The sequence below is a fragment of the Clostridium paraputrificum genome (assembly GCF_900447045.1).
Classification (GTDB): domain Bacteria; phylum Bacillota; class Clostridia; order Clostridiales; family Clostridiaceae; genus Clostridium; species Clostridium paraputrificum.
This window is the reverse complement of sequence record NZ_UAWH01000018.1, coordinates 163711-190406: the sequence shown is the minus strand read 5'-3', so window position 1 is coordinate 190406 and position 26696 is coordinate 163711. Positions and strand designations below refer to the sequence as shown.

Genomic DNA, 26696 nt, shown 5'->3' with positions numbered 1-26696 from the left:
TTAACAAAATATAAACATCATACAAGATTATTCTACAATGAAAAATTTATTCCATTGTTTTGTTAGATAACTTTACTATTTTTGATATATATTATTCAATCTTAAGTTAACCTGTTTATTCCTAAACTTAGTATTAGTATAATGAAATATATAACAAAGGGGGAAAGATATATGAGTAACATAAAAGTAATTATTATGGATGTTGATGGTACATTAACAAATAACAGAAAAGAAATTCCTAAAAAAACTAAAAATGCTCTAATTAAATCCCAAGAGCTAGGAGCTATCCTAATATTAGCTTCTGGAAGACCTACATCTGGATTAATGGATTTTGCAAAGGAATTAAAAATGAATGAAAATCATGGTCTTTTAGTTTCGTTTAATGGATCAAAGGTAGTTGACTGTGAAACTAATAAAGTACTATTTAATGAAACCATGACCGTAGAACAAGGACAATCAGTTCTTGAACACATGAAGAAATTTAAAGTAAAACCTATGATTGATAAAGATAACTACATGTATGTTAATAATGTTTTTGATAATGAAATCCAATTTAATGGATCACCTTTTAATGTAATTAAATACGAATCTCGTGGGGGCAAGTTTAAACTATGTGAAGTAGATGATTTAGCTGCTTTTGCAAACTATCCACTAAATAAAATTTTAACTGCTGGAGATCCTGACTATTTACAAGAACATTATAAAGAAATGATGGAGCCTTTTAAGGATACATTAAACTGTATGTTTACAGGACCTTTCTATTTTGAATTTACTGCAAAAGGTATTGATAAAGCAAAGGCATTAGACACTGTCCTTATTCCTATGGGATATAAAAAAGATGAAATGATTGCTTTTGGAGATGGCCACAATGATGCTTCAATGGTTGAATATGCTGGTATTGGAGTTGCTATGGAGAATGCTGTAGATGATTTAAAAGCTATAGCTAATGAAATTACATTATCTAACGAAGAAGATGGTATTGCTTATACCCTAAGCAAATATATAAAAGGATTAGAAAATGAAAAAACATTAGTATACTATATGCAGAATAATTCTGAAGACTTTATAAGAATGAGTGCTTCTGAAATTAGTAAAGCTTGCTTTATTTCAACATCAAGCATTTATAGACTATGTAAAAAAGTAGGTTTAGCTGGCTTGGCTGAATTAAAAGTACAAGTCTCCCTATCAATTAATGAGTATTTAAAGGAACAAAATTCTCTTAATTTTGATTATCCATTTAAACAAAATGAAACACAAAATCAAGTTGTATTAAAAATGAAAGAACTATATGAACAAACTATACAGTCTTCTTTAAATTTGATAGATTTAAATACATTAAAATTGGTAGCAAGTATTCTAAAAAAAGCTATATATATTGATTTTTATACTTCTGCTGGAAACATATATTTTGCAGAAAATTTTAAGTTTCAAATGCAAGAAATCGGCACTTTTATAAATGTTCCTATAGAAGAATATCATCAACTTTTAACTGCTTCTACTAGTGATGAAAAACATGTTGCAATAATTGTTTCTTTTGAAGGCAGAGGACTAATAACAAAAAACTTAGCTAATATTTTAAAAAAGAATAATACCCCTATCATTCTAATTTCTTCTACAAATGATAATCCAATTACTAAATATGCTGATTATCATTTGTATTTAAGTTCAAATGAAAATCATTTTAATAAAATTTCATCCTTTTCAACAAGACTATCATTATTATATCTTTTAGATTGTATATATACTTGCTATTTTAAATTTGACTACGAAAAAAACGTTAACTATAAATTAAGCACATACAAAAAATTATCTAGTAAAGTATAAAAAGGTGTAGCGGATATTTATTTTGCTTGTTCCGTCGCTGCGCTCCAAGTCTCATCAAAACAAATATCCACCCACTTATACAAAATATAAATGAAATGTTTAATTTAATTCTCTTACATTCCACTTAACAAATAAAATAAGTCCACCGTTAACTATAGCTGTTATTATCAATATAACTCCTATATGTATTCCCATATCTATTACTTGTCCAAACAATAACTGTCCAGGAGCTACACTTATAGTTGCTACTGCTGTAGAAAAGGCTGATACACGTCCTAGCATATTTGAAGGCACCTCTTGTTGAATGAAAGTTAATGTTAACACATTTGATAATGATAGAGATAGCATAATTGCCATACCACTAACACCAAAAAGTCCAGCCAAAACATAATTATTTAATCTAATAAATCCTAACGTAGCCATTAAAGTAACCCCTACTATCATAGGAATATATGTATAATGTACTTTCTTCATTAAGAACATCTTTGGTTTTATACTTATCCAAAAACCACCTAAAATCATACCTAAAACGCATATTCCTTCTACTACTCCATAAACTTGTGAAGGTAGTTCAAGTAATATATTGATAAAGTATGGTGCTACTATTGATAATATAGGTACTAAGAATATATTACATAAAGCATATGAAGCTATAATTCCTAATATTATCTTCTTTTCTTTCTTTAAGTATATAAAGCTATCTCCCATATCTATAAAGGATTTCTTTATAAAGTCCATAGATAACACCTTGCCCTTATCTGTATCCTCATCTGTCTTAACCACATCTGGAATATCTAAGAATAGCTCCATTATTGCTGATACTAAAAAGCTTATAGCATTTATTATTACTATTAATTTTATACCTACTAATCCATAAAGTACTCCTGCAAGTATTGGCCCAAGGAAGTTAACAACAGATCCTACTTGATTAATTATTCCATTTGCTGATGTTAGCTTATCTTCTTCAACTATTTGTGGAATTGAAGACACTACTGCAGGTCCATACAGAGTATAACATACAGATAACATAAACATTACTATGGCTACTATTAACTCACTATCTCTTCCTCTAAGTAATATAAGTGCATATATCCCTATCAAAATTGAGCAGAATAGATCTAAATAAACCATTATCTTTTTTCTATTTATTTTATCTGAAAGCCTTCCTGCAATTGGTGCAAATAGTATATAAGGTATTGTTGATATTGCTAATATATTAGCAAAGGCAGCTGTACTCCCTGTAAATTCTAATAAGTATAGAGACATACTAAATCTTTGAATAGCATTTCCAAAAAGTGAAATAATCTGCCCTATAACTATTATTATAAAGTTTTTATTTCTCATGCACCCTCCCTAAAAAGCTCATACTCTGTACATATTGGATATTCACCATTTTCACTTTCTTTAAGATTTGCATCTATCCCGTAAATTTCTTTTAATGTTTCTTTATTAATTACATCCATTGGTTTTCCTTGACATATTACTTTACCTTTTTTAAGTCCAATAATGTTATCTGCGAATCTACATGCATTATTAAGCTCATGTAAAACTATAACTACTGTAATATTCTTTTCTTTATTAAGCTTTTGAAGCACCTCTAATACTTCAAGTTGATAAGACATATCTAAATAAGTAGTAGGTTCATCAAGCATTATAATTTCTGTTTCTTGTGCTAAAGTCATAGCAATCCAAGCTCTCTGTCTTTGACCACCAGAAAGATTTTCAACTTCTCTATCAGCAAATTCACTAAGACCTGTTTCTTTTATAGCCCAATCAATAACTTCCTTATCATGATTATTAAGTCCACCTATCATTTTTTGATGAGGAAATCTTCCAAAGGCTACAAGCTCTCTTACAGTAAGACCACTTGGACAAACAGGTCCTTGAGGAAGAAAGGCAACTTCCTTTGCTATATTCTTTTCCTTTATCTTCTTTATATTTTTATTATTTATAAAGATATCTCCTGCTTTAGGCTTATTAATTCTGGATATGGTCTTAAGCAAAGTTGATTTTCCACATCCATTTGCTCCAATTATTATGCTTATTTTTCCCTTCGGAAAACTTAAATCCATATTTTCAATTATTGTATTATTTTCATATGATACTGATAAGTTCCTTACACTAATAGCTTCCATAATTATTTCTCCTTCATCATTAAATAAATAAAATATGGTACTCCAAATATAGACACTGTAATTCCCACTGGAATTTCTATTGGAGAAAATAGATTTCTTGAAACTGAATCCGCAAGAAGAACTATTATTACGCTAATCATTGCTGATATTACAACAAAGTTCTTATGATATGGACCAACTAACTTTTTAGCTATATGAGGAGATATAAGTCCTAAAAATCCAATATTTCCTGCAAAAGCTGTTGCTGTACCTGCTAATATAACTGCATAGCTTAAGAACTTCTTTCTTTCCCTTTCTAAATTTAGCCCTAAAGATAAGGCAAGTTCATCAGAAAGATTTAAAACATCTAGTTTCTTATGATTTAACATAACTACCCCAAACATAAGTGTAACTATTGGAATAATTACTTTAGCATAGCTCCATCCTGATCCCCAAAGGCTTCCTGATGTCCATACTAATACTCTATTATAATCTCCAACTCCTCCTCTAAAAGTGAAGAAGGTTATAAAGGCATTTAATCCTGCATTTAGTCCTATACCTATTAATAAAAGTCTTTTAGGCCTTATTCCATGTCTACTAGATAGCATGTATATTACAAATGAAGTTAATGCTGCACCTATAATAGCCATAAGTGGCAATACAAAAATTGAAAGTTGCCCAAGCTCACTATAATAATTAGATGTTTGATATGTAATAAATAAAACTGCTGCTACTGCTGCACCAGCATTTATACCTATTATTCCTGTATCTGCCAAATCATTTTTAGTTATAGTTTGAAGAATTGCTCCTGCTGTTGATAGGGCAATTGCTACAAATGCACCAACTAAAAGTCTAGGTAACCTAATATTTAATATTGCTGTATTTTGAAGTCTTGTACCATTACCAAGTAAGGTATTTATGACTTCTCCTACAGAAACCTTATAAGTTCCCCAACATAAGGTAACTACAAAAGAGAGAACTAATAAAGCTAGTAAAACTATTAAAGCAATTTTAAATCTTTTTTTCTTCATTATCCTCTCTCCTTTCTAGCTACTGATATAAAGAATGGTATTCCTATTAAGGCTGTAAACACACCAATTGGAGTTTCATAAGGAGCAAATAACATTCTTGCTGCAATATCTGCATAAGTTAAAAGAACTGCTCCTAGTAAAAAAGCACAAGGTATGTTTCTTCTATAATCTTCACCAAGTAACTTTCTAACTATTTGGGGAACTATAAGTCCAACAAAGGCTATATTTTTCCCTACTGCAACTGCTGCTGCACACATTGGTATCATAACCATAAGAGTTAAAAATCTTATCTTTTCAGGACTTTCACCAAGACCTATGGCAACATCGTCCCCAAGATTTAAAATATTTATTTTAGGTGATAATAAAATTGCTATAATAAGTCCAATTATTCCTACAATAAATACAAGTTTAAAATCAGACCAGCTAGCATTTCTAAAGCCTCCTGATACCCAAAAACCTATCATTTGAGATTGATTTGATAATAATCCTATTACTGTTGTTAATGAAAGAAAAAATGTACTCATAGCTGTTCCTGCTAAAAGTATCTTTGCAATAGAATTATTATTTGCTTTCTTAGATATAAATCCTAAAACTATAATTCCTGTTATTAACGCTCCTATAAAAGAAGCTATCATTACATTTTGAGTATTTATAGCAATACCCATTGCATAAAAAATAGCTATTACTAAGGTTGCCCCTTGGCTTACACCTAATATAGATGGTTCAGCTATTGGATTTCTAGTAACGCCTTGAATCATGGCACCTGTTACTCCTAAAATACCTCCTGTTAATAATACAGAAAGTGCTCTTGGAATTCGTACATCCCTAATAAGCATAAGCTCTAATGTTTCACTATAATTAAAGATACTATTCCAAATGTCTGAAAAATTAATATGGACGGATCCTAGCCTTATAGCCAGAATCAGTCCTCCTATTAAAAGTAACAAACTACCAATTACAAAAATTGTTGTATGTTTCTTACTTTGTTCCATTTAACATTTCACCTATTTCATCTACTAATAATTGTCTACCTATTGAGCTATATCCTTGGTTAAAGTAAGGTGATGATTCTAATACTACAACCTTACCTTCTTTTACTGCAGGTAAGCTATTCCATATAGCATTACTTTCAAGTTGCTTTAAATCCTCTGGTGTTGAAATTAAGAAGATATAATCTGATTTAATTGAAGCTAACCCTTCATAAGTTACAACTGGTAAACTAATATCACTTTGTTCTGGCATTCCTTCAGGTTTAGCTAGCCCCATATCTTCATATAATACGCTACCAAATCCTGCTCCATCAAAGATAAAGAATTGTCCTCCACTTGCTAAGAATGAAAGATAAGTTGTATTTTCACCATATTCTGCTTTAATCTTATCTCCAGCTTCCTTAGCCTTTGCTTCATAATCTGCTAACCACTTATTAGCAACATCTTCTTTATTAAATACCTTTGCAAAAGCCTTAACATCATCTTTCCAGTTTAATGCTTCTAATTGAATCATAACTGTTGGAGCAATTTCACTTAATTGATCATACATCTTTTCTTGAACTGTTGATATAACAATTAAATCTGGATTTAAGTTCATAACTGCTTCTACATCCATAGTATCTTGCATGCTATAACCTAGAATTTCTGCTCCCTTTAAAGTTTCTTCTAAATATGTAGGGAACTTAGTGTAATCATAAGCATCACTATTTGCAGTTCCTACAACCTTATATCCTAAGATTGATAATATATCACTATTTCCACTTAAATCTACTATTCTTTCAGGGTTTGCAGGTATTTCAACTTCCCCTCTTACATCAGTAACAGTAATCTTCTTTTCTGATGATTTATCATTATTTGACCCACCATTAGTTCCACATCCTACTAACATCATAGCAGCTAAACATGAAACAACTAATGTCTTTAATATATTCTTCTTCATATCATACCTCCGTATTAATCTATAACTAAATTCTATCTTTATTTTACTGGTCTAATTGTATGTGAGATTGATTCTCATTTCAATCTCTTCACCTAATTTAATAATTTTATCATCCAATATGATTATTTTCTGCTATAATAATCTAAGCTCTTAACAATATTATAACCAAGAGCTAAATAAATATTTTAACAAAGGAATAAGCTATGATTTGCAAAACAACGAAAGAATTTCAAAATAAAGTTTTAGAATATATTACTTTTACTCCATATCCTATGGGAGATTACACCATATACAAAAATAAAGAAAAACCAGAACTTGGTTTTTTTATTAAATATTCAAGGGAGGGATATTATGATTTTGGAATTGGAGATTATACAATTCCCTCTAACTTTTCACTTTCCTTTAACCATGAAGAAGAGCTAATACGTTTTGGAACAGTATATAAAGGTGAAACTAATTTTCAAATTGAAGATAGCCCCCTTTCCTCTTTTTCTCCCTCTTCCTTCTTTGTGGCAGAGAGAGGTTTAAAGGGAAAACAGGCATGGAAGAAAGGTCAGCACTTCCACGGAGCAGAAATAACTATATATAAAAAGTATTTTGATGAAATTATTAATCCAAACTTTCCAAATACAATGAGTTTTGATAGTTTTATCATAAACTATACTTATCACTATCTTCCTCTTGAAATAGCTACAATTATACAAAACTTAAGAAGCTTAGCAGAAATTAATGAACTTAGTCTACTATATTTAGAAAGTAAGATTCTAGAATGTATAGCTTTAATTAATAAAGAAATAAAGTCCTCTTCTAAAAATGTTTTTACCAATCAATTAAATTATGGAGAAATAAAAATAGGAAAAGATAGATATGTAACATTAACAGCTTCAGATGCAAATGCAATACAAAAAGCTCATGAGATTTTAACTAAGGAGGCATGCAATCCCCCTACTATAAAAAGCTTAAGTAAGATGGTTTTTCTAAATGAACAAAAATTAAAGGCAGGTTTTTCTGCTAAATATCATATGTCCATTAGCCAATATACCACTTCTATAAGAATGACTATTGCAGAAAACCTACTATCTACTACTCAATTAAGTATAGATGAAATAGCTAAATTAGTTGGATATAACTATAGTGGAAACTTTATAAAGATGTTCAAAAAAGTTCACGGAAAAACTCCCTTGGAATTTAGAAAGATAAAAACTTAATATAGCAAGGCTGCTTAACTAGTACTTAAGCAGCCTATTAATAATATATTTATTCAACATTATATATATCTGAAAACTCTATTCTACACTTTTCTACTCTACTTGAGTTATCTAAAATATTTCTTACCTTTTCCTTTTTATCCTTAACTAAGTTTTTAGGAATAGTAAAAATAAACCTACTTCCTACTCCCTCTTCACTTTCAACCCATATTTCTCCACCATGCATTTCTACTAAACTCTTAGCAAGAGCAAGACCAATTCCACACCCTTCTCTTTTCTTAACAAGTGTTCCCTCAACTTGTTCAAACCTATTAAATATACTCCTAACTCTATCCTTAGGAATTCCTGTTCCCGTGTCCTCTACTGATATTTCAACTACACTTTCCTTTGACATTATATTAATTAATATATTTCCACTTTCATCAGTATATTTTATAGCATTAGATAATAAATTTAATACTATTCTCTCAATTTTATCAGGATCACAAGCCACTATTTCTTCTTCTGTTTGTGTATCAAATACAAATTCTATTTTTTTTGATGCCATATAGGGTTCAACAGATTGAGCTATTTCCTCTACAACACTAACTATATTTATATTTATAGGATCTATTTTATAAAATCCCGCCTCTATTTTACTTATATCCAAAAAATTACCTACCAATTTTAGTAACCTATATGAGTTTTGCTTTGTTATATTAATATAATTTCTAAGTTTCTCCTCTTCTATATTATTATTTTTATGGTTTAACTCCATTAATTGACTACTGCCAAGAATTATATTTATAGGTGTTTTAAGCTCATGTGATATATTAGCAAAAAAGTCATTTTTCATATTTTCAATTTCAATTTCTTTTTCCATTTCTCTTAACTTGTTTTTTATGGTCACATTCTCTGTAATATCCTTGGCAATAATAATGTATTCTTCCATATTCTCAATATACTTACTTCTTACATTTAAATATTTATAAGAATTATCTTTTGCTAAATATCTATCAGTAAAGCTATATGACTTACCATTATCCCCTATATTACTGTTATACAATTGAAATCTATCTGGACTATCTGAATCAATTAAATCATAAAAGTTCATTTGTAAAAGTTCATCACTACTCCATCCTAAGACACTAGTCCATTCTTTGTTAACCTTCTTAAAATTCCCCTTCCTATTAAGAATAGCTATTAGATCTGTTGACGCTTCTATATAGCCCTCTAATTCTTCCTCTATATAAAACCTTTCTTTACTTTCATTTATTATATTCCCATTAATCTCATAACTTTTATATATGATAGCTATTTCTGAACAAATAGATTTTAAATAATCATGTTGAATGTTCATTAAACTATCCTTCTCCTTAAATTTCACACATAAAATACCTATTATCTTATTTCTTAAGATAATTTTATACATAGCAAATTGACTACCACTTATTTTTACTCCCGTTCTTCTTTCTAAATACTCCTTATCCTTTTTATTAAGAAGCCCATCATCTAAAAGATTTAAATCTTCATATTTAAAAACTTCATCATTAAACTTCATAGAGTCTACACCCTTAATATCTCCAGCTTTAGCATACATCTCCATACGATTTTCTTTAGAATTATACAGCCATATATTAATACCTATACAATCTATATAATTCTGGATTCTTGAAGCTATAAAGTTAAGAGAATTTTTTAAGTTGAGCTTGTTTGAAAAATAATTGGTATCTAGTTCATTACTATTAATCATTTTTACAATTTCTCGCCTAATATTCATCTCCATAGGCAATAATTGGAATACCCCTATGATTCCAATTATATTCTTTTCCTTATCTTTTAAACTATTTTTAACAATGCTCATTTGCATCTCTTTGCCATTTTTAATTATTGTAAATTCACGTCTTATATTCTCATCATTATGAATAACCTTCAAATCTTCTTCTTTTATTATCTCCTTATGTATTTTTCTAGCTTCATGTAAATTGCTATCTTTAAGTAACTCTTTTAAGAATCTATTTAAATATACTAATTTTCCATCTATTCTTTTTATATAAATACCACACTTTAAATTATCAAATATATTTTGAAAATCTATTGATTGGCTTATTAGCTCTTCCTCTATCATAAAATCACTATTATATTCTCTTATATCATTACCCATAACACCATCCCCCTTATATACAAAATTATACAACCCATAACTTATGCTGTAAATATAGACAATATTTTCTTATACTACGCATAATATTTTTCTGAATATTTAAAAATATAAATAATTTTACACTAAACTTAATAAAGAAAATAATGAACCTAAAAAGATATGGTCACTAGGGGTAAGTATTCCTTCAAATAATGACAAAGAAAATATACTTACTTAATAACTATATGGTAGAATTATATTTACTTTTTGTTAATTATTATCTATAAGTAACTTCATCATCAAAGATTATCTGATAATACTTAGATTTACCTTCTGAGCTAATTAATGAAATTGAACAGACGTTATCCTTCCAAGAATATCGTACTGAATCTTCAGTAGGATGTGCGCCATCATTTTCTAGACTTGTAGAAAAAAGCTTCTTTTCAAATATCATAGAATCCTTTTTATAGTATACTTTTATTCCTGTTGATCCAAACAAAAAGGCATCTTTATAGTAAATTATAACTTGGTTATTTGTTTCACTTTTTAATGTCTTTAAATGAGTTTTATTAAAAATTATTAATATAGATAATATCAAAAATATAAAAATAAAAAGCCTTCTGAAAAACCTCCACATCTCTTTATCCATAAAAAAATATCCTCCCATATAATTTTTTTCTTCTTATCATAAATATAAGTTTCTATTATTCATATGTAATATAAGTTAATTTAACTTCTGCTACTATATCACTATTAGTTATATAGTTTGTCTAGTTTTCTTCACTCATATTTGGTAACAACTAAACAAAGTTTTTTTGTTTTATTTTACCATATTTATATATTTATCTCTAAACCCTTGTGTTATATTCCAACAACAAAGTTACAAGTATTATAATTTATTAAATAATACTATTTCTGTATTAGCCTTTATTGATAAAATATTAAACGCAACAAAATTTCTGCTTCTGCCTCCCTCTTAAAGTGTAGTAATACTATCTCTACCGAAATTATAAAAAAGAATAACGCTAATATTGCGATTAAAAAAACAGATACCCCAATAAAGGTATCTGTTATTTATTAATTACATATTTAATTATTGTAGGAGTTATTACACTTGTTATTATTGATGCTAGTGCTATCTGAGACATTGCAACATCCATAGAAGGAAGATATACTTTACTCATCTCAGCAGCCAAAGATGGTACTGAAATAGATAACCCTGCTACAGATGACATTGCAATAGCTGCATAACCAGGGCGTTTTCCAACCTTTCTATCTAATATTAATAGAGGAAATAAACATACTAAATAGAATAATGCTGTAAGAACTATTCCTGATACTCCTGATTTTAAAGCTACCATAATATTTATGCTACTACCAAAACATATTCCCATAAAAGGTAGTAGTATTATTGTAGCAGGTGCATAAAGTTTCTTAAAATCACTATCTAAATTTCCTAAAATCATTCCTAATATAAATGGAAATAGATTTGCTATTATTGTTTTTAAATCTATTCCTTGTCCATTAGCTGAACTTAATATCATTATTGGAACTGCAGGTACCACTATTAGATTTAAAAATCCAAAAGCGGCTCCATCTATTTCATCTCCATAATCATTAACTAAAGCTAGGTATAAACCTGGATTACAGCTTGTTACTGTAGCAATAATTGCAACTGCTGATATTCCAAAGACTCCTTCTATTCCAAAAACTTTAATTACTAATAGTCCAATAATATATGATATTATCAACTTTCCAACACATAATAATCCAGCTCTTTTTATAACATCTACTATATTTCTTATACTAAATTGAGTACCAGAAGCAAATAGCATAAGACCTATTAAAACCATAGTACTTTTATTAGTAAAAAGTGCTGTAGTTGGATTCCCTATTTGAAAGATATTAGGAAAGAAAGTGTTAATTATTGCGGTAAGTATCATGGGAACTATAAGCAGTCCCCCTGGTACTTTCCTAATACTCTTTAGTATTTTCATATACTATAGCTCTTCTCCATTTGTGGCTATAACATTTTTATACCAATAGAACGAATCCTTCTTGTAACGTTTCATTGTTCCATTACCATAGTCATCTTGGTCTACATATATAAATCCATAGCGTTTTGACATTTCTGAAGTTCCTGATGAAATCATGTCAATTGGTCCCCACATTGTATAACCAATAACTTCTACTCCATCTTCAATAGCAAGCCTTAATTGTTCAATATGCTTACGTAAGAAATCTACTCTATATGGGTCATGAACTTTATTATCCTCTGTTAATTCATCAAAGAACCCAGAACTATTTTCAAGTATGAATACTGGTAATCCAAATCTATCGTATACATGATTTAATGTATATCTTAATCCTATTGGATCAATTTGCCATCCCCATTCATTTGCATCAAGGTGTGGATTCTTATAAACACTGTGAACATTACCAGCAGTAAGTTCTAATTGATCTCCATCATTACTTGATATCATAGAATTGTAGTATGACATTCCTACAAAATCAGCTGTATGCTCCTTTATAACTTCTAAATCTCCCTCTTTAATATCTAGGTTAATATTATGTTCTCTAAAATATGTCTTTGAATAATAAGGGTACTTACCACCATTTAGAATATCTAAATAGAATAGATTTTTCATTTGGTCATCTTTTTGCATTGCTAAAGCATCTGCAGGCTTACATGTATAAGGGTAAGTAGTAAAGTAAGCCACCATGCTACCTATCTTATTTTCTTTATCTATTTCATGAGCAAGTTTTGTAGCCCTTGCAGCTGCAACAAATTGATGATGTAACGCTTGGAATAACATCTCTTCATAGTTTTCTTGCCCTTCATCAATTACTCCCATTGTTTTAGGACCAGCTTTAATACTCATGTTTATTTCATTAAATGTTACCCAATACTTAACTTTTCCTTTATATCTATTAAATATTACTTCACAATATCTTAGATATAAATCTATTAATTCTCTGTTGTACCATCCACCAAATTTTTCAACAAGAACTATTGGAAAATCAAAATGTGATATTGTTATTAATGGTTCCATTCCATTTTTTAAACATTCATCTATAACACTATCATAGAACTTTAATCCTAATTCATTTGGCTCTTTATCATCACCATTTGGGAATAAACGTGCCCAAGAAATTGAATATCTAAATACCTTAAATCCCATTTCTTTAAATAAGGCCATGTCTTCCTTATATGTATGATAAAAATCTATTCCTCTTCTCTTTGGATACTTAACTGTATCTGGATCATTTTTAGCTTCCTCTATCATTTCTCTTGTAATTTTAAGCTGTTTAGTTACTTTTCTGTCATTCTTAGCGTTAAATTGCATCACTTCTGGAATAGTAAGTGACTTACCATCTACATTGTAGGCACCTTCAGCTTGACAAGCTGATAAGGCACCTCCCCATAAAAAGTTTTCTGGAAATACTGTTTTCATATTAATCTACCTCTTTTACTACTTATATTAAATTTAATAAATCATCTTTATTTGTTACTTCACCATTTTTTACTGCCATAACATCCTTAAAGTTATCAGAGTTTGTTATTATAACTGGAGTTATAACATCATATCCTTCTTTCTTAATTGCATCTATATCAAATTCTACTAACAGGTCTCCTGCTTTTATAGCTTGACCTTTTTCTATATGACTCTTAAAATGGTTACCTTCTAAATTTACAGTATCTAATCCAATGTGAATTAAAACTTCTGCACCATCCTTAGATTTTAAACCAATAGCATGATTTGTTTTAAAAATAGCTTCTACTATCCCATCAAATGGAGCTACAACTTTACCAACCTTAGGTTCAATTGCAATTCCTTTTCCCATTAAACCTTCTGCAAACACATTATCATTAACTTCTGCTAAATCTTTAACTGTCCCTTCAACTGGGCTCTTTACAATAATTCCTTCATTAGAAACTACAGTTTCTTCTTTAGCTTCTACTTTCTTATCTTCACCCATTACAAAATCGTCAACCCCTGCAATAAGTGTAAATACACATCCTAACACAAATGCTGCTACAACTCCAATTATGATGTAAATATATCTATCAGCATTATAAGTTGAAAGTGATAAAATACCAGGAAGAGCAATAGCATTTGCATTTGCATTTACTAATCCAAAGAATCCACTTACTAAACCTGCTGCTAAACATCCAGCAAAGAAAGGTTTCTTATATCTTAAAGTAACACCATAAATAGCTGGTTCTGTAATACCAAAAAGAGCTGTTAGAGAACTTGAACCTGCTGCTGCCTTCATAGTCTTATTTCTAGTCTTTAAGAATACCCCAAATGCTGCACCTGCTTGTGCAAGATTAGCTGCTAAAGCACTTGCAGTTAATACAGTAACTCCTGTTTCTGCAACTTGTTGAATTTGCATTGGCATAATTGAGTAGTGCATACCAAACATAACAAGTATAGGTCTAAAGAATCCTAATAAAGCACCTGCAACAATTCCACTTTTTGCAAACAATATGTTTAATCCTTCAGCTATCCATGTACCTACATATGAACCAAATGGTCCTATTGCTATCAATTGAACTGGAACCATAATTAATAAAGTTATCATTGGAACAAGTAATACCTTAAGTAAATCTGGAACTATCTTTTCAACAAACTTATAAACATAACTTAAAAGCCATACTGATAAAATTATTGGTATTACTGTTGAAGTATACTTAACTAATAAAATAGGTAATCCTAAAAAGTCTATTTTATCAATACCAGTTTCAGCAATTTTACCTGCAGCATCTAAAATTGTTGGGTGTAATAAACATCCTGCTAAAGCTATTGCTAAATATTCATTAGTTTTAAATTTTCTTGCTGCACTTACAGCTAAGAAGAATGGCATAAAATAAAATACGCAGTCAGCTATCATATTAAATACTGTAATAAAACCTGTAGAAGGATCTACCATACCTGTTGATGTCATTAGTGATGATAAACACTTCATCATACCACATCCAACTAGTGCTGGAAGTATTGGAGTAAATATTCCTGAAATAGTTTCAATAAAGGCATTGACTGGATTTTTCTTTACCTTTGGCATATCAGATTCATTATTATTTGTAAAGCTTCCAAGCTTAGTGAATTCATCATAAATCTTGTTTACCTTAGCTCCAATTACAACTTGTAATTGACCACCACTATGTTGTGCTTTTAAAACACCTTCTAAACTATCTATTGCTTTTAAATTTACTTCTGCTTCAGATTTCACTACAAGTCTTAATCTAGTAGCACAATGAGTAACATATGTAATATTTTTTTCTCCACCACTTAACTCAAGAATCTTTTGAGCTAATTCTTTATTATTCATGTATCTCTCCACCTTTGTTTAAAATATATATTTAAAACCTTTAAATCTTAGCTAGCATTGATTTATTAGTTATTAAACTAAAATAGAAATGACCAAAGACTAACATAATTGTAGTTATAGCTATACAATCACATTAATTTTTGGTCATGCCTGATCGAATCAGTAACAGTCCTAGTTATTTTGTTTTCTTATTCTTTGAATATGAAGCATCAAATATAATTTTTCATCATTTGTACACTTCCATCCATAATTTTTATTTAAATGTTTCTCTATCATATCAACACACTCTAACTCTTCAGTCAGTTTATCTTGCATAAGAGTAAACATATCACTATTTTCATTTTCTAATGGCTTATTATTTACCTGCCTCATTATAAAGTATCTTATATGAGTTACAAACCTTGTAAATTCAAATGAATCTTCATCAAACTCTATTTTGAATTTATACTTTATTAAACTAAGGATTTCTCCCATTATACTTGTTATCTTGGTTGTTTCAGTCATATCATGCTTACCCAGTTGAGCATTTATAAAATGTAATGCTATAAATGCAGCTTCATTTTTATGAAGTCTAATACCCAATTCTTTTTCAATAATATCTAAAGAATTATTTCCTATAGTATACTCTTTAGGGTAAAGATGTTTTATTTCCCACTGAAGTGGGTTTCTCATTTCTATCCCTTCTTTATTTCTTTGAATAGCAAAATTAATATGATCTGATAAGGCTAATAAGATATCTGGACTAAATCCTATATTAAGTTCTTTATATCCATATCTCATAATCATTTCTGTTACTTTGATCACTTCATTAGGGATAGAATCTAATATATCAAAAGCCTTTGTGTTTTCAGGAATTACATACTTCTTTTCAATTAATGATAAATCCTCTAAAACATATGGTGTCTTACGGAAACCTAATCCCTTTCCAACAACAATGATTTCTTCATCTTTATCATTTAAAGCTAAAACAACATTATTATTTAACTTTTTAATTATCTTCATCTTTATTATCTCCATCCCTTGTTATATTTGAAAATAAAAAATGACCAAAGATTAATATAATCACCCATAGATAATCACATTAATTTTTGGTCATGCCTGATCGAATCAGTAACAGTCCTTACAATGTATACGATAACAAGTTTTTGATAGCTTGTCAATACTTTTATTAAAATATTTTTTAAGTTCATACAATAGTCCTAATTTCAATTTACACCACATATAAGATTATGATACCATTTGTATGGAATATACTATGGATTATTTTATCGGAGGAGAAAATATGAGTACTATAACTGAATATAATTGTCCTAATTGTAATGCAGGATTAGAATTTAATCCTGAAATTCAAAAATGGAAATGTAATTACTGCTTTAGTGAATTTAATGAAGATGAAGTTGATGCTATAACTAAGGAAAATACCAGTCATACTGAAGAACATATAGGTGATTTAGATAGTTATACTTGTACAAATTGTGGTGCAGAATTAATAGCAGATGATACAACAGCAGCAACATTTTGTATTTATTGTAGAAGTCACTCTATAATAAAAACTAGATTTTCTGGAAAATTCGCACCCAAAAGTGTTATCCCATTTAAAATAGGTAAAGAAAAGGCTCAAGAAATCTATAGAGCTTGGATTAAGAAAAAGAAATTTGCCCCTAAAGGGTTTAAGGAAAAGAAATGTATTGAAAAAATCACTGGTATATATGTGCCTTTTTGGTTATTTGATAATAATGTAAGAGGAGAACTTAGTGGTAAAGGTACAAAAGTTCATTCTTGGTCAGATGGTGATTACAATTATACAAAAACTAAGTACTATAATATTATAAGGGAATGTACTTCTAAATATAACGGAATACCTGTAGATGGACTAAAAAAATTAGATGATTACTTAATGGAGGAAATAGAGCCATATAATTATGGTGAACTAACAGATTTCTCTATAAAATATATGTCTGGATTTATGGCTGAAAAATATAATGTAGATGCAACAGAAGCAAAAGACGTTGCAAGTAAGAAAGTTGAAAAATATCTAAGCTCTAGATTAGCTGAAACAGTATCTGGTTATAGCACTTTTAACCCAAACTCTAATAGAGTTACCATAACTAAAACTGATTATAGTTATGCTATGTTACCAATTTATTTACTAGTTAATGAGTACAAAGGTAAAAAATATGAATTTATTATAAATGGACAAACTGGGAAAGTTATAGGTGAAGCTCCTACTGATCATGGCAGTCAAATTAAATATGCATCAATTATATTTATAATAACTTGGTTAATTATTGTGTTTGGAGGTGCTGCAATTGTCTAGAAAATTTAAATCACTTATTTGTTTATTTATATTTTTAATAACTTTATCACCCATTAATGTTAAGGCAACTGAAACTAAAAATATAAAGGACTATTTAAATTATTTATCAGAACCTGAAGTTCAACAATTACAAGGTAGTATTGATGAAATTGCAAATAAATATAATTTAGACACAGTAATAGTTATTACTGATAATACAGAGGGTAAAACTTCAATGGAGTATGCAGATGATTTTTATGATTATAATAATTATGGTTTTGATTCCGAAAAATCAGGTGTTTTACTATTAGTAAATATGGATGCTAGAGAAATTTGGATTTCTACAACAGGAAAGGCAATTAATATATTTAGTGATACTAGAATAGATACTATGATAAATGATATAACACCTTATTTATCAGATGGAGATTATGAAGGTGCTAGTAGCAAATTCCTAGAAAGCATTGATTACTATGGTACTAAAGGAGTAGTTACTGATGATGAGGATTTAAGTATTGAAGAGAACTCTACTCCACCTTCTTTTTCTAGTAGATTAAAAGAGAAAATTATATCTCCAGCTACTTATGCTATTGCTTTAATAATATCACTATTAGTTACATTAGTAGTTACATTAAAATCTAAGCGAAATGTTACTGTTAACAATAGAACTTACGAAGATAAAGGATCTTTCTCCTTAACTAATAAGCAAGATATATTTGTTGGAGAAAATACCACTAGAAGAAAGATTCAAAAGCAATCTAATAATTCAAGTCATAGTACAACTCATACTAGTAGCAGTGGAAGTACTCATGGCGGAGGCGGCGGCAGCTTCTAAGATTAATTTTACAAATAATATATGGAAAGCAGATAGTTGTATAAACTTACTCTATCTACTTTCCTTTTTTATTTTTATAAATTTACAATTAATGGTGTATAATATAAGCAAATAGTATTTTAGATTGGAGGATACATATGAAAATTATAGATCTATTAAGAGATCCTTATGAAGAATATAATAGCTTACCTAAAAAAGAAAAAAGTAAATGGACTGCCCTTTTACTTTGCCTATTCTTTGGTTTCTTAGGAGCACATAAATTTTATGAAGGCAAACCTACCGTAGCTGTTCTTTATGCTTGTACTGCTGGTTTGTTTGGATTCGGCTGGCTCAAAGATACTATAACTTATATTTTATTTACACCATATGTATACACTCCTTAATTATAAAAAAGGTTTAGCGGATATTTATTTTGCTTGTTCCGTCGCAAGCTCCAAGTCACATGGAAACAAATATCCCCCCACGCCTACTAAAGGTAAGGAAATTATAAAATTACTATCCTTTGATTTATAGCTAATTCAAATTTTATCCTTTCCTCGTATAATAAAAGTAAGAGGATAGCTAGTTGCTATCCTCTATTTTTGTATCTTAATTTAAAATTTAAATTCCTTAATAATAAACTCCTACTATGATTTAAAAAAACAAATTTTAGAGTTCCTCTCAAAAAAATTCTAAGAATCCTAATTTTAACTATATATTTATATATTTATAACAATATATAAATATTTATTTAATTAACGATTTATTGAACGTGCAATCATGGATACAGTATGACGAACACCACGAATAGCCTTGCTCATGGCCAAAATATTCTCATAAGGTGCAACCCCACCATAACCTGCATCTCCAATATGTTGAATATCCACTCCACAAATCTTGTTACGAATAGCAATTTGTTTGATAGTATCCTCATCAGAGCTTTCTTGGCTAGTTCCAATTGCACTTAATACAAGCGCACCTTTACTATGTGCTAGTTTAACTACTTCTTTTAATTCACTTTCATCAAAACCAGGTACTGTTCCAACTGCTGGAACCAAAATAACATCTGCACCTGCCTCAATGAATGACTCAATAGCTTTCATATCAGCAACTGGTTCATCAACACCAGCACCATGCATCTTGCCTGCAATAATTAAACCAGAGAAATATTTTTTTGCCAACTTAATTGTCTTTTCAATCTCTGTATTTGTTACACCTGTACCAGGATTTCCAGTAAAGCAAACAAAATTCATTCCAAGTCTTTCAATCTCTTTAATTGTCTCAAGATTAGCTTGTCTACCCTTACTGATTGTTAAACGATCCTCGGCCATATTTGCCTCTAAATCTACTGGCTCTAAGTTTACACCTATAGGACGTCCCACTAAATTTTGTAGTTCCTTTACAAAGGATTCTTCCTTAACTTCTAGTCCAAATATATATGGTTTTAAAACATCTACTCCATTAAGAAGAATTAGATCAGCTCCAAAAGCTCTAGCAATTTCTGAATTAGTAATATCTCCTATAAATGATTCCCTTGTTGCTACATTTTCTGAAAGAATAACCCTTCCTTCACTTGCTTTAATACTTTGTTTTAACTCTTCTGCGTTCATTCCTAATATTTCTGAAGCATTTGCACTAATTAATCTTTTACCCATAACTATTCCTCCAAAACTTTATCTATATCAACTGCATTTATTTTAACTTAATTTATTTCAGCTGCTTCTAATTCTAAATTCTTCTTTTCAACACTTTGATAGAAGAACCAATAAATTGCTATATCAACAAGTATTAATACTATTTGTAAAATAGAACCGCTTATATGTCCTCCAGTTGTAAGGAATCCACTAATAATTGGTGGCATTGTCCATGAAACAGCAATACCTGTGGTAGTAGCAACTAATCCTGAAGCCATCGCTGTATATGAAATTACTGCATTAGCTATTGGTGCTAAAACAAATGGTATCAATAAAGAGAAATTCATTACTATTGGTAATCCAAACATAGCTGGCTCATTAATATTGAAGATACCAGGTGTTAATGTTAAAGGTGCCATCATCTTACTAATTTGGCTAGCTCTCTTACGTCTTGCTACAATAGCAATAACTATTACTAAACCTAATGTAGCTCCACCACCACCGATATATACAAAGTTATCCATAAATGGCTCTGTAATAATATTAGGTAATTTTGCAGTAGCATCAGCTTGGAATATTAGACGGTTTGCATCTGAATTCATAAGCCAAATTGGCTTAAGAATGCTATTTACAATATTACCACCATGAATACCAACCATCCAGAATAAACTATTTAAGAATACTGCAATAATTGTTCCAAAAATATTGTTACCAAGTAATCCTAATGGACCTCCTAGGACCTTTAAAAGTAAATCATGTATATTTCCAATACTAGCTTTATCCATAATTCCAAGAACAACTAGCCATAATGTTATAATAACTGCACCTGGAATTAATGCACTAAAGCTTCTTGCAACTGCAGGTGGAACTGCATCTGGCAACTTTATTTGTATATCTTTTTTAATGAACCACTTAAAAATTAAAGATGAAATAATACCCACTATCATAGCTACAAATAAACCTTTACTTCCCATAAATCCTACTGGGATTCCTGCTCCTGCTTCACCACTTACAAAAGGTGTTACAACAACAAAAGAAGAAAGAGATATAATTCCTGCTGAAACACCATCAACATCATATTGACGTGCTAAGCTATTAGCAATACCAAAACTTGCAACTAATCCCATTAATCCAAAACTACTATCAACGCCCTTCCATAAATAAGCATCAACACCTACAGCTGTTAACCAATCAGTCCAAGCCTTTACTGGAAAACTTGCTATAATCATAAATAAAGAACCAATGATAATTAAAGGCATGCTTAATGTAATACCATCACGTATTGAAATAAGCACTTTGTTTGAGCCTAATTTTGATGCTATAGGCATCAACTTTTCTTCTAAAAATTCACTTAAATTTTTCATATTAACCTCTCCCTCTTTTAGTTAATTATAAAATATAATTTAATAATTATATTTAAACATTTTCAAAAGATATATTGATAATAAATAATTATTTATTAACTAAATAATATATTATCAGCTATAATTTGTCAACAATATTTTCAAGTTTATATGGATAGTTGTTTATAAATTATAATTAATATATACTTATATTAATAGGAATATTAATATTGAAAGGATGACTATTATGAAAATCACCAAAACACAAAGAAACATAAGATTTAAAATTTTAGATAAAATTTATTCTAAAGGACCTATTTCTAGAATAGATATTTCAAAAGAAACTAACATAACTCCTGCAACCGTTAGCGAAATTACTGGAGAAATGATCAATCAAAAGCTTATTCACGAAATTGGAGAAGCTATCCCTGAACAGAGCAAATCTGGGAGAAAAAAAATACTACTAGATATTTCTCCTAATCATAGTTTTTATATAGGAAGTGAATTATCTCAAAAATATATATCTTTCTGTCTAACAGACAATACAGGTAAAATTATTAAAGAAAATTCCTTTGTATTAAGTCATTATGATTTAAACAACACTTTAAGCGAATATTTTTATACTAATAAATTACAAGAATTCATAGAATCATGTGCTGAATACAACCCTAAAGGAATTGGAATAGCAATTCCAGGTCACTTCCATGATGAAAGTAAATCCATTATTACTAATAATCCATTTTGGAAAAACTTTAATATTAAAGTCTTACTAGATAATATTCAACTACCAATCTTTTTTGAAAATAACGTTAAATGCATGACTTTAGCAGAAAGATTACTATTTAATAATGGTAATGATGATAACTTTATATTTTTCCATGTAGGTAGAGGAATGTTTTGTTCATATATGTATAATGGTGAACTATATGCTAAAAATAATTATCTAGTTGGAGAAATCGGACATATAGTTGTTCACCCAGATGGAGAACTATGTGAATGCGGTAAGAGAGGCTGTCTTCAAACTTATGCAAGTGAAGCCTGGATAATAAAGAAAGCTCAAATTATTTTTGATAACTCAGAAAGTACATATCTAAAGCAATTAGTTAGTGAAAAGGATAAGATAACAATAGATACTATATTAAAAGCTTATCTGTTAGGTGATGAAGGTATAATACATATACTTCATTCTGCAATTAAATATCTTGCAATTACACTTAATAATTTATATATGATGATTGATTCAAATAAAATTATTATTCATGGAGAGTTATTTAAAGAACCTTTATTATCAAGTTTATTAAAAGAACACTTAGATAAAGAATTAAATTTACTAGGTTTACAGAATAATAAAGATGTTATAATTAAGAACTATTATAATTATACTGGAGCTTTAGCTGCTTCTGCTCTTTGCATAAATGAACTACTTATTAAATAATAAAACCCACCTGTAAAACAGGTGGGTTTCTCTGTATTTATAAGACCATTTATAACTTATTAATTTGACATAGCTTCTTCTAAAACAATATCTCATATATACATAAAATATAATCCTTTTTTAGTTTCTACATTAATTCTATAGAATGATAGTATATAACTTTCAGTTTCAATACCTTCCATAGTCTTGCAACTTTCTACTTCTATCTTATTATTATCAAATACAACTTCATTTACATTGATATTTACAAGTTTCATCCCTATTATTTACTTTACCAAAGCCCGTTCCCTTCTACCCTCTTCTATTAAAAGCATAATCACTTAATAAAATTAACTTTGTTCTACTTTTATGAATTAAACATTAACAGTGTAACAAAATATTCTACAGAAAATACCTTAGTATAAGAAGTAATTTTCTTTAAAAAAGGAGTGCTTAATGATAAAAGAAAGAATGGACTGTATAGATTGTGGCACTGAATATTGTCCTTGTCATCTGGCAGAATCAGGAGAATGTATTATGTGTTCACAACTTCAAGGGGAATGCTTTTGCGACTGTGTAAATTGGAAAGGTGTCTGTGTTTATCAAGAACTTTTTAATAATGGAATGAAGGCTAAAGAAGGAAGAAAAACATACAATTGTGAAGTTACATTTGCAGAAGAAATAGACGAAGGTGTAATTATGATTAAATTTATAGCACCTCATAAACTAGCAATAGATCTAGTTAAACCTGGTAGCTACATTTTTATTAGGACAGATGAGAACAACTTCTTCGATGTTCCAATATCCATTATGGAATCTGATGTAGAAACAGATATTATTACCATTGTAATTGAAGTCAGAGGAATTAAAACAAAGAAAATAAAAGAAACAAAAGTTGGTCAAGAAATAGTAATTAGAGGACCTTATTGGAATGGAGTTTTTGGTTTTGATAATATCTCAAAACAGAAAGAAGAAAATTGTTTAGTTTTAGCAAGGGGTATTGGAATGGCTCCAATGATGCCTGTCATAAGAAAGCTTGTAACCTCAAATAATGAAGTTGATGTTTTTATTGATAAAGCTCCTTTCAAGAATATTTTTGCAAGTGAATATTTAGATAAGTTTAATATCTTTCCTAAGGAAACCAACTTACTTAACAAAGGCAAATTATCAGATGAAGGTAAATTTATTATTTCCCAATCCATCCACGATAAGAATATAAGTCATATTCACTTAGCTGGTGCAGATATTCTAACTTATTCAGTAATTGAATATTTAGATGAACTTGATAGAGCTGATATTACACTTTCATGCTGTAATAATTTTAAGATGTGTTGTGGTGAAGGAATCTGTGGTGCTTGTACTGCTAGATTTTCAGGGCATAGAGTTAAGAGGTTCTGTAAATTGCAATCAGATCCAAGAAATATTTTTGAGGGGAGAAGGTTTATATGAGGATTATCATTATTGGCGGTGGCTGGGCAGGATGTGCAGCTGCTATTAGTGCAAAAAAAGCAGGAGCAGAAGTTCATATATATGAAAAAACAGATTTATTACTTGGACTTGGAAATGTTGGCGGTATAATGAGAAACAATGGAAGATATACTGCATCTGAAGAACTTATTGCTTTAGGCGGTGGAGATTTAATTAATATTACTGATGCAAACTCAAGACACAAGGGCATAGATTTTCCAGGGCATAAACATGCCAGCCTTTATGACGTCAACAGGATTGAAGGTGCTGTAAGAGATTATATCAAATCTTTAGGAATAGTAATTCACATGGAGAAAAGAGTTAGAGATGTTGAATTTGATGGACATAAGATAAAAGGTTTATACTTAGCTGATGATAGCTTTGTAGACGGGGATATTTTTATTGAAACAACAGGAACTACAGGTCCTATGGGGAACTGCTTAAGATATGGAAATGGATGTTCAATGTGTATTTTAAGATGTCCATCATTTGGACCTAGAATTTCAATAAGCGAAAGATGTGGTGTTCCTGACATTCAAGGAGAAAGAGCTGAAGATGCTTTGGGTGCTATGTCAGGTTCCTGTAAATTAGCAAAGGAAAGTCTTTCCGATGAAATTAATAAGGTGTTAAATGAAAAAGGTGTTGTTGTTTTAAAGGTTCCTACTGAAGATGTTAACTACGGCAAATTAGATACAAAGGTTTGTCAACAATACGCCTTAAAAGAATTTGCTGAAAATGTAGTACTTTTAGATACTGGACATGCAAAATTAATGACAACTTATTATCCTTTAGAAAAATTAAGAAAGATACCAGGACTAGAACATGCTAAGTATGTGGATCCATATGCAGGAAGTAAAGGTAACTCAATGAGATATCTATCTGTTGCTCCTAGAACTAATGACATGAAGGTTCAAGGAGTGGATAATTTATTCTGCGCTGGAGAAAAAAGTGGTCTTTTTGTTGGACATACAGAAGCTCGTCATTCCAAATTGCGATGAATATTAATAATTTACTATACGATGACATGCCAATAGATACCTTATCAAATAGAATAAAAAAGGCTAAGTTAGTAGCTGGAATAACTCAAAAAGAATTGGTCAAATTAACAGGATTAAGTCGATCAACTATTAATGAACTAGAAGCTGGATATAGAGATAATATTACTCGCGAAACTTTACTTAAACTTATATCTGTATTAGATAAAGATATTATATGTGATGATTATTTGTCATACATATTAAACCAAGAAAGAAATATAAATTTATTAATTAATACTTATGGAATTGAAAAACTGTCCTCTATATTAGAATGTCATCACTCCGCCATATATAGATGGAAAGTTTTTAAATACCAACTACCAAAAAATAAATATATATTAATAAAAAAATTAGACCAGAAATAATTTCTGGTCTTTCGTGTTAAGTAAACCAAACATATGAAAGCAATATCAATTAACTGAAGTGTATTTCTTTATGAAATCTATAAAGTTTTATATTTACCATTATTTGTGTATAATTAAATAAAAAAGTAATTTAAAATCGTAATATACTATATATATGAAGGATAATAAAAATTGAAGGAGAAGATCTATGAACTGTATAAAATGTAAGGATAAGTTTACATACAAAGAAAGATTAAAGTCAGTCTTTCAATATAAAGGTAAAATAACCTGTAAAACCTGTAAAAACAGCTTTGTTAAAAAGAAATATTATATCTTTGTTGATTTATTTGTATATATTGTAATGAATATTTTTATTGGCGCTTTTATTATACCTATTTTAGATAAAAAGTTTAATAACCCTTTATTAGAATTACTTTTAACATTTATTATATTAGTTGCTTCAATACATATATATGGGTTAATAACACAAAATTTTTGGCAATACGAATTATATAATAAAGATTTTAAAAAATAGGAAACTATAAAGACTAATTTTATTATTAATTATAATCAATTATTTAAACAAATATAATTATTAAGTTTTTATTATAAATCAGACAGTTTTATTGATTTTATTCCCTTGATATTATATATTACTGTTAAATCTCACCATAGTATTAATAACTACAAAAGTAGAAAAAGAGTGATTAGTCCCCCTTATTGATTGGTCACTCTTTTTCTTCTTAAATAATAACAATAACATTTATGATAAAATGGAACACTAG

At 29.3% G+C, this 26696-nt stretch carries 23 protein-coding genes and 2 pseudogenes; 11 read left to right on the top strand and 14 right to left on the bottom strand.

Annotated elements, in window-relative coordinates:
- Positions 1-171 precede the first annotated feature (171 nt).
- Together DR024_RS18105 and DR024_RS17870 are read left to right on the top strand one after the other, a co-directional pair.
- Positions 172-1014 (top strand): annotated as a pseudogene (locus tag DR024_RS18105) (Cof-type HAD-IIB family hydrolase); the annotation flags it as partial.
- Complete coding sequence (locus DR024_RS17870; protein WP_423236503.1) at positions 1003-1824, top strand: MurR/RpiR family transcriptional regulator; 822 nt, start codon at positions 1003-1005, stop codon at positions 1822-1824. The pseudogene DR024_RS18105 and the gene DR024_RS17870, both read left to right, overlap by 12 nt.
- Positions 1825-1923: 99 nt before the next feature.
- Here the strand turns inward: DR024_RS17870 and DR024_RS16710 are convergent, their stop codons facing one another.
- The 5 genes from DR024_RS16710 to DR024_RS16690 are packed head-to-tail and all read right to left on the bottom strand — an operon-like array spanning position 1924 to position 6898.
- Positions 1924-3168 carry an MFS transporter gene (locus DR024_RS16710; protein WP_027097747.1) on the bottom strand — a complete coding sequence of 415 codons (1245 nt, stop codon included), beginning with the start codon at positions 3166-3168 and terminating at the stop codon, positions 1924-1926.
- The gene (locus tag DR024_RS16705; RefSeq protein WP_111919353.1) at positions 3165-3959 is read right to left on the bottom strand and encodes an ABC transporter ATP-binding protein; all 795 of its coding nucleotides are present in this window, start codon (positions 3957-3959) and stop codon (positions 3165-3167) included. Before DR024_RS16705 ends, DR024_RS16710 begins: the two co-directional genes overlap by 4 nt.
- Before the next feature lie 2 nt (positions 3960-3961).
- Positions 3962-4969, bottom strand: coding sequence for a FecCD family ABC transporter permease (locus tag DR024_RS16700; protein ID WP_111919351.1), 1008 nt, complete (start codon positions 4967-4969; stop codon positions 3962-3964).
- Complete coding sequence (locus DR024_RS16695) at positions 4969-5961, bottom strand: FecCD family ABC transporter permease (RefSeq protein ID WP_111919349.1); 993 nt, start codon at positions 5959-5961, stop codon at positions 4969-4971. Before DR024_RS16695 ends, DR024_RS16700 begins: the two co-directional genes overlap by 1 nt.
- Entirely contained in the window at positions 5948-6898 is a 951-nt protein-coding gene (locus DR024_RS16690; protein WP_111919347.1) for an iron-hydroxamate ABC transporter substrate-binding protein, read from the bottom strand. Before DR024_RS16690 ends, DR024_RS16695 begins: the two co-directional genes overlap by 14 nt.
- A 203-nt stretch (positions 6899-7101) precedes the next feature.
- On the opposite strand from DR024_RS16690, the gene DR024_RS16685 reads away from it, so the two are divergent.
- Positions 7102-8106 (top strand): helix-turn-helix domain-containing protein, encoded by a 1005-nt coding sequence (locus DR024_RS16685; protein ID WP_111919345.1) that lies wholly within the window; start codon positions 7102-7104, stop codon positions 8104-8106.
- A gap of 49 nt (positions 8107-8155) precedes the next feature.
- Here DR024_RS16685 and DR024_RS16680 read toward each other — a convergent pair whose 3' ends face one another.
- The 6 genes from DR024_RS16680 to DR024_RS16655 all read right to left on the bottom strand — a co-directional run bounded on the left by DR024_RS16680 (position 8156) and on the right by DR024_RS16655 (position 16564).
- Complete coding sequence (locus DR024_RS16680) at positions 8156-10249, bottom strand: PAS domain-containing sensor histidine kinase (RefSeq protein WP_111919343.1); 2094 nt, start codon at positions 10247-10249, stop codon at positions 8156-8158.
- Positions 10250-10505: 256 nt separating this feature from the next.
- Positions 10506-10877, bottom strand: coding sequence for a hypothetical protein (locus DR024_RS16675; protein WP_111919341.1), 372 nt, complete (start codon positions 10875-10877; stop codon positions 10506-10508).
- Positions 10878-11298: 421 nt separating this feature from the next.
- Positions 11299-12225 carry a 2-keto-3-deoxygluconate permease gene (locus DR024_RS16670; protein WP_111919339.1) on the bottom strand — a complete coding sequence of 309 codons (927 nt, stop codon included), beginning with the start codon at positions 12223-12225 and terminating at the stop codon, positions 11299-11301.
- A gap of 3 nt (positions 12226-12228) precedes the next feature.
- Positions 12229-13683, bottom strand: a complete 1455-nt coding sequence (locus DR024_RS16665; protein WP_027097734.1) for a glycoside hydrolase family 1 protein — start codon at positions 13681-13683, stop codon at positions 12229-12231.
- Between the two features lie 22 nt (positions 13684-13705).
- Entirely contained in the window at positions 13706-15562 is a 1857-nt protein-coding gene (locus tag DR024_RS16660; protein ID WP_027097733.1) for a beta-glucoside-specific PTS transporter subunit IIABC, read from the bottom strand.
- A 171-nt stretch (positions 15563-15733) separates the two neighbouring features.
- Entirely contained in the window at positions 15734-16564 is an 831-nt protein-coding gene (locus DR024_RS16655) for a PRD domain-containing protein (protein WP_027097732.1), read from the bottom strand.
- A gap of 280 nt (positions 16565-16844) precedes the next feature.
- Between DR024_RS16655 and DR024_RS16650 the strand changes: the two genes are divergently transcribed.
- The 3 genes from DR024_RS16650 to DR024_RS16640 all read left to right on the top strand — a co-directional run bounded on the left by DR024_RS16650 (position 16845) and on the right by DR024_RS16640 (position 19076).
- Positions 16845-17879, top strand: coding sequence for a TFIIB-type zinc ribbon-containing protein (locus DR024_RS16650; protein ID WP_027097731.1), 1035 nt, complete (start codon positions 16845-16847; stop codon positions 17877-17879).
- Positions 17872-18693, top strand: coding sequence for a TPM domain-containing protein (locus DR024_RS16645; protein WP_055183862.1), 822 nt, complete (start codon positions 17872-17874; stop codon positions 18691-18693). Before DR024_RS16650 ends, DR024_RS16645 begins: the two co-directional genes overlap by 8 nt.
- Before the next feature lie 137 nt (positions 18694-18830).
- Positions 18831-19076, top strand: a complete 246-nt coding sequence (locus DR024_RS16640; protein WP_099313436.1) for a TM2 domain-containing protein — start codon at positions 18831-18833, stop codon at positions 19074-19076.
- A 351-nt stretch (positions 19077-19427) separates the two neighbouring features.
- Here the strand turns inward: DR024_RS16640 and DR024_RS16635 are convergent, their stop codons facing one another.
- Together DR024_RS16635 and DR024_RS16630 are read right to left on the bottom strand one after the other, a co-directional pair.
- Positions 19428-20327 carry a DUF7916 family protein gene (locus tag DR024_RS16635; RefSeq protein ID WP_099313437.1) on the bottom strand — a complete coding sequence of 300 codons (900 nt, stop codon included), beginning with the start codon at positions 20325-20327 and terminating at the stop codon, positions 19428-19430.
- Positions 20328-20374: 47 nt separating this feature from the next.
- Positions 20375-21670 (bottom strand): PTS sugar transporter subunit IIC, encoded by a 1296-nt coding sequence (locus DR024_RS16630; protein WP_027097728.1) that lies wholly within the window; start codon positions 21668-21670, stop codon positions 20375-20377.
- 226 nt (positions 21671-21896) lie between these two features.
- On the opposite strand from DR024_RS16630, the gene DR024_RS16625 reads away from it, so the two are divergent.
- Entirely contained in the window at positions 21897-23084 is a 1188-nt protein-coding gene (locus DR024_RS16625; RefSeq protein ID WP_027097727.1) for an ROK family transcriptional regulator, read from the top strand.
- A 92-nt stretch (positions 23085-23176) separates the two neighbouring features.
- Here the strand turns inward: DR024_RS16625 and DR024_RS17845 are convergent, their stop codons facing one another.
- Complete coding sequence (locus DR024_RS17845) at positions 23177-23341, bottom strand: hypothetical protein (RefSeq protein WP_155849286.1); 165 nt, start codon at positions 23339-23341, stop codon at positions 23177-23179.
- Between the two features lie 178 nt (positions 23342-23519).
- Here DR024_RS17845 and DR024_RS16620 point away from each other — a divergent pair, with 178 nt between their 5' ends.
- The 4 genes and pseudogenes from DR024_RS16620 (at position 23520) to DR024_RS16605 (ending at position 26446) form a co-directional block, all read left to right on the top strand.
- On the top strand, positions 23520-24512 hold the full coding sequence (locus DR024_RS16620) for a sulfide/dihydroorotate dehydrogenase-like FAD/NAD-binding protein (protein WP_111919337.1): 993 nt from the start codon (positions 23520-23522) through the stop codon (positions 24510-24512).
- Positions 24509-25507 (top strand): annotated as a pseudogene (locus DR024_RS18185) (FAD-dependent oxidoreductase); the annotation flags it as partial. The gene DR024_RS16620 and the pseudogene DR024_RS18185, both read left to right, overlap by 4 nt.
- Before the next feature lie 17 nt (positions 25508-25524).
- Positions 25525-25932, top strand: coding sequence for a helix-turn-helix transcriptional regulator (locus tag DR024_RS16610; RefSeq protein WP_111919335.1), 408 nt, complete (start codon positions 25525-25527; stop codon positions 25930-25932).
- 187 nt (positions 25933-26119) lie between these two features.
- Positions 26120-26446 carry a hypothetical protein gene (locus tag DR024_RS16605; RefSeq protein WP_111919333.1) on the top strand — a complete coding sequence of 109 codons (327 nt, stop codon included), beginning with the start codon at positions 26120-26122 and terminating at the stop codon, positions 26444-26446.
- Positions 26447-26696 lie beyond the last annotated feature (250 nt).

Excerpts from the sequence above, each read along its gene's own strand:
- DR024_RS16710 (WP_027097747.1), bottom strand. The coding sequence starts at position 3,168 with ATGAGAAATAAAAACTTTATAATAATAGTTATAGGGCAGATTATTTCA.
- DR024_RS16705 (WP_111919353.1), bottom strand. The coding sequence starts at position 3,959 with ATGGAAGCTATTAGTGTAAGGAACTTATCAGTATCATATGAAAATAAT.
- DR024_RS16700 (WP_111919351.1), bottom strand. The coding sequence starts at position 4,969 with ATGAAGAAAAAAAGATTTAAAATTGCTTTAATAGTTTTACTAGCTTTA.
- DR024_RS16695 (WP_111919349.1), bottom strand. The coding sequence starts at position 5,961 with ATGGAACAAAGTAAGAAACATACAACAATTTTTGTAATTGGTAGTTTG.
- DR024_RS16690 (WP_111919347.1), bottom strand. The coding sequence starts at position 6,898 with ATGAAGAAGAATATATTAAAGACATTAGTTGTTTCATGTTTAGCTGCT.
- DR024_RS16685 (WP_111919345.1), top strand. The coding sequence starts at position 7,102 with ATGATTTGCAAAACAACGAAAGAATTTCAAAATAAAGTTTTAGAATAT.
- DR024_RS16680 (WP_111919343.1), bottom strand. The coding sequence starts at position 10,249 with ATGGGTAATGATATAAGAGAATATAATAGTGATTTTATGATAGAGGAA.
- DR024_RS16675 (WP_111919341.1), bottom strand. The coding sequence starts at position 10,877 with ATGGATAAAGAGATGTGGAGGTTTTTCAGAAGGCTTTTTATTTTTATA.
- DR024_RS16670 (WP_111919339.1), bottom strand. The coding sequence starts at position 12,225 with ATGAAAATACTAAAGAGTATTAGGAAAGTACCAGGGGGACTGCTTATA.
- DR024_RS16665 (WP_027097734.1), bottom strand. The coding sequence starts at position 13,683 with ATGAAAACAGTATTTCCAGAAAACTTTTTATGGGGAGGTGCCTTATCA.
- DR024_RS16660 (WP_027097733.1), bottom strand. The coding sequence starts at position 15,562 with ATGAATAATAAAGAATTAGCTCAAAAGATTCTTGAGTTAAGTGGTGGA.
- DR024_RS16655 (WP_027097732.1), bottom strand. The coding sequence starts at position 16,564 with ATGAAGATAATTAAAAAGTTAAATAATAATGTTGTTTTAGCTTTAAAT.
- DR024_RS16650 (WP_027097731.1), top strand. The coding sequence starts at position 16,845 with ATGAGTACTATAACTGAATATAATTGTCCTAATTGTAATGCAGGATTA.
- DR024_RS16640 (WP_099313436.1), top strand. The coding sequence starts at position 18,831 with ATGAAAATTATAGATCTATTAAGAGATCCTTATGAAGAATATAATAGC.
- DR024_RS16635 (WP_099313437.1), bottom strand. The coding sequence starts at position 20,327 with ATGGGTAAAAGATTAATTAGTGCAAATGCTTCAGAAATATTAGGAATG.
- DR024_RS16630 (WP_027097728.1), bottom strand. The coding sequence starts at position 21,670 with ATGAAAAATTTAAGTGAATTTTTAGAAGAAAAGTTGATGCCTATAGCA.
- DR024_RS16625 (WP_027097727.1), top strand. The coding sequence starts at position 21,897 with ATGAAAATCACCAAAACACAAAGAAACATAAGATTTAAAATTTTAGAT.
- DR024_RS17845 (WP_155849286.1), bottom strand. The coding sequence starts at position 23,341 with ATGAAACTTGTAAATATCAATGTAAATGAAGTTGTATTTGATAATAAT.
- DR024_RS16620 (WP_111919337.1), top strand. The coding sequence starts at position 23,520 with ATGATAAAAGAAAGAATGGACTGTATAGATTGTGGCACTGAATATTGT.
- DR024_RS16610 (WP_111919335.1), top strand. The coding sequence starts at position 25,525 with ATGAATATTAATAATTTACTATACGATGACATGCCAATAGATACCTTA.
- DR024_RS16605 (WP_111919333.1), top strand. The coding sequence starts at position 26,120 with ATGAACTGTATAAAATGTAAGGATAAGTTTACATACAAAGAAAGATTA.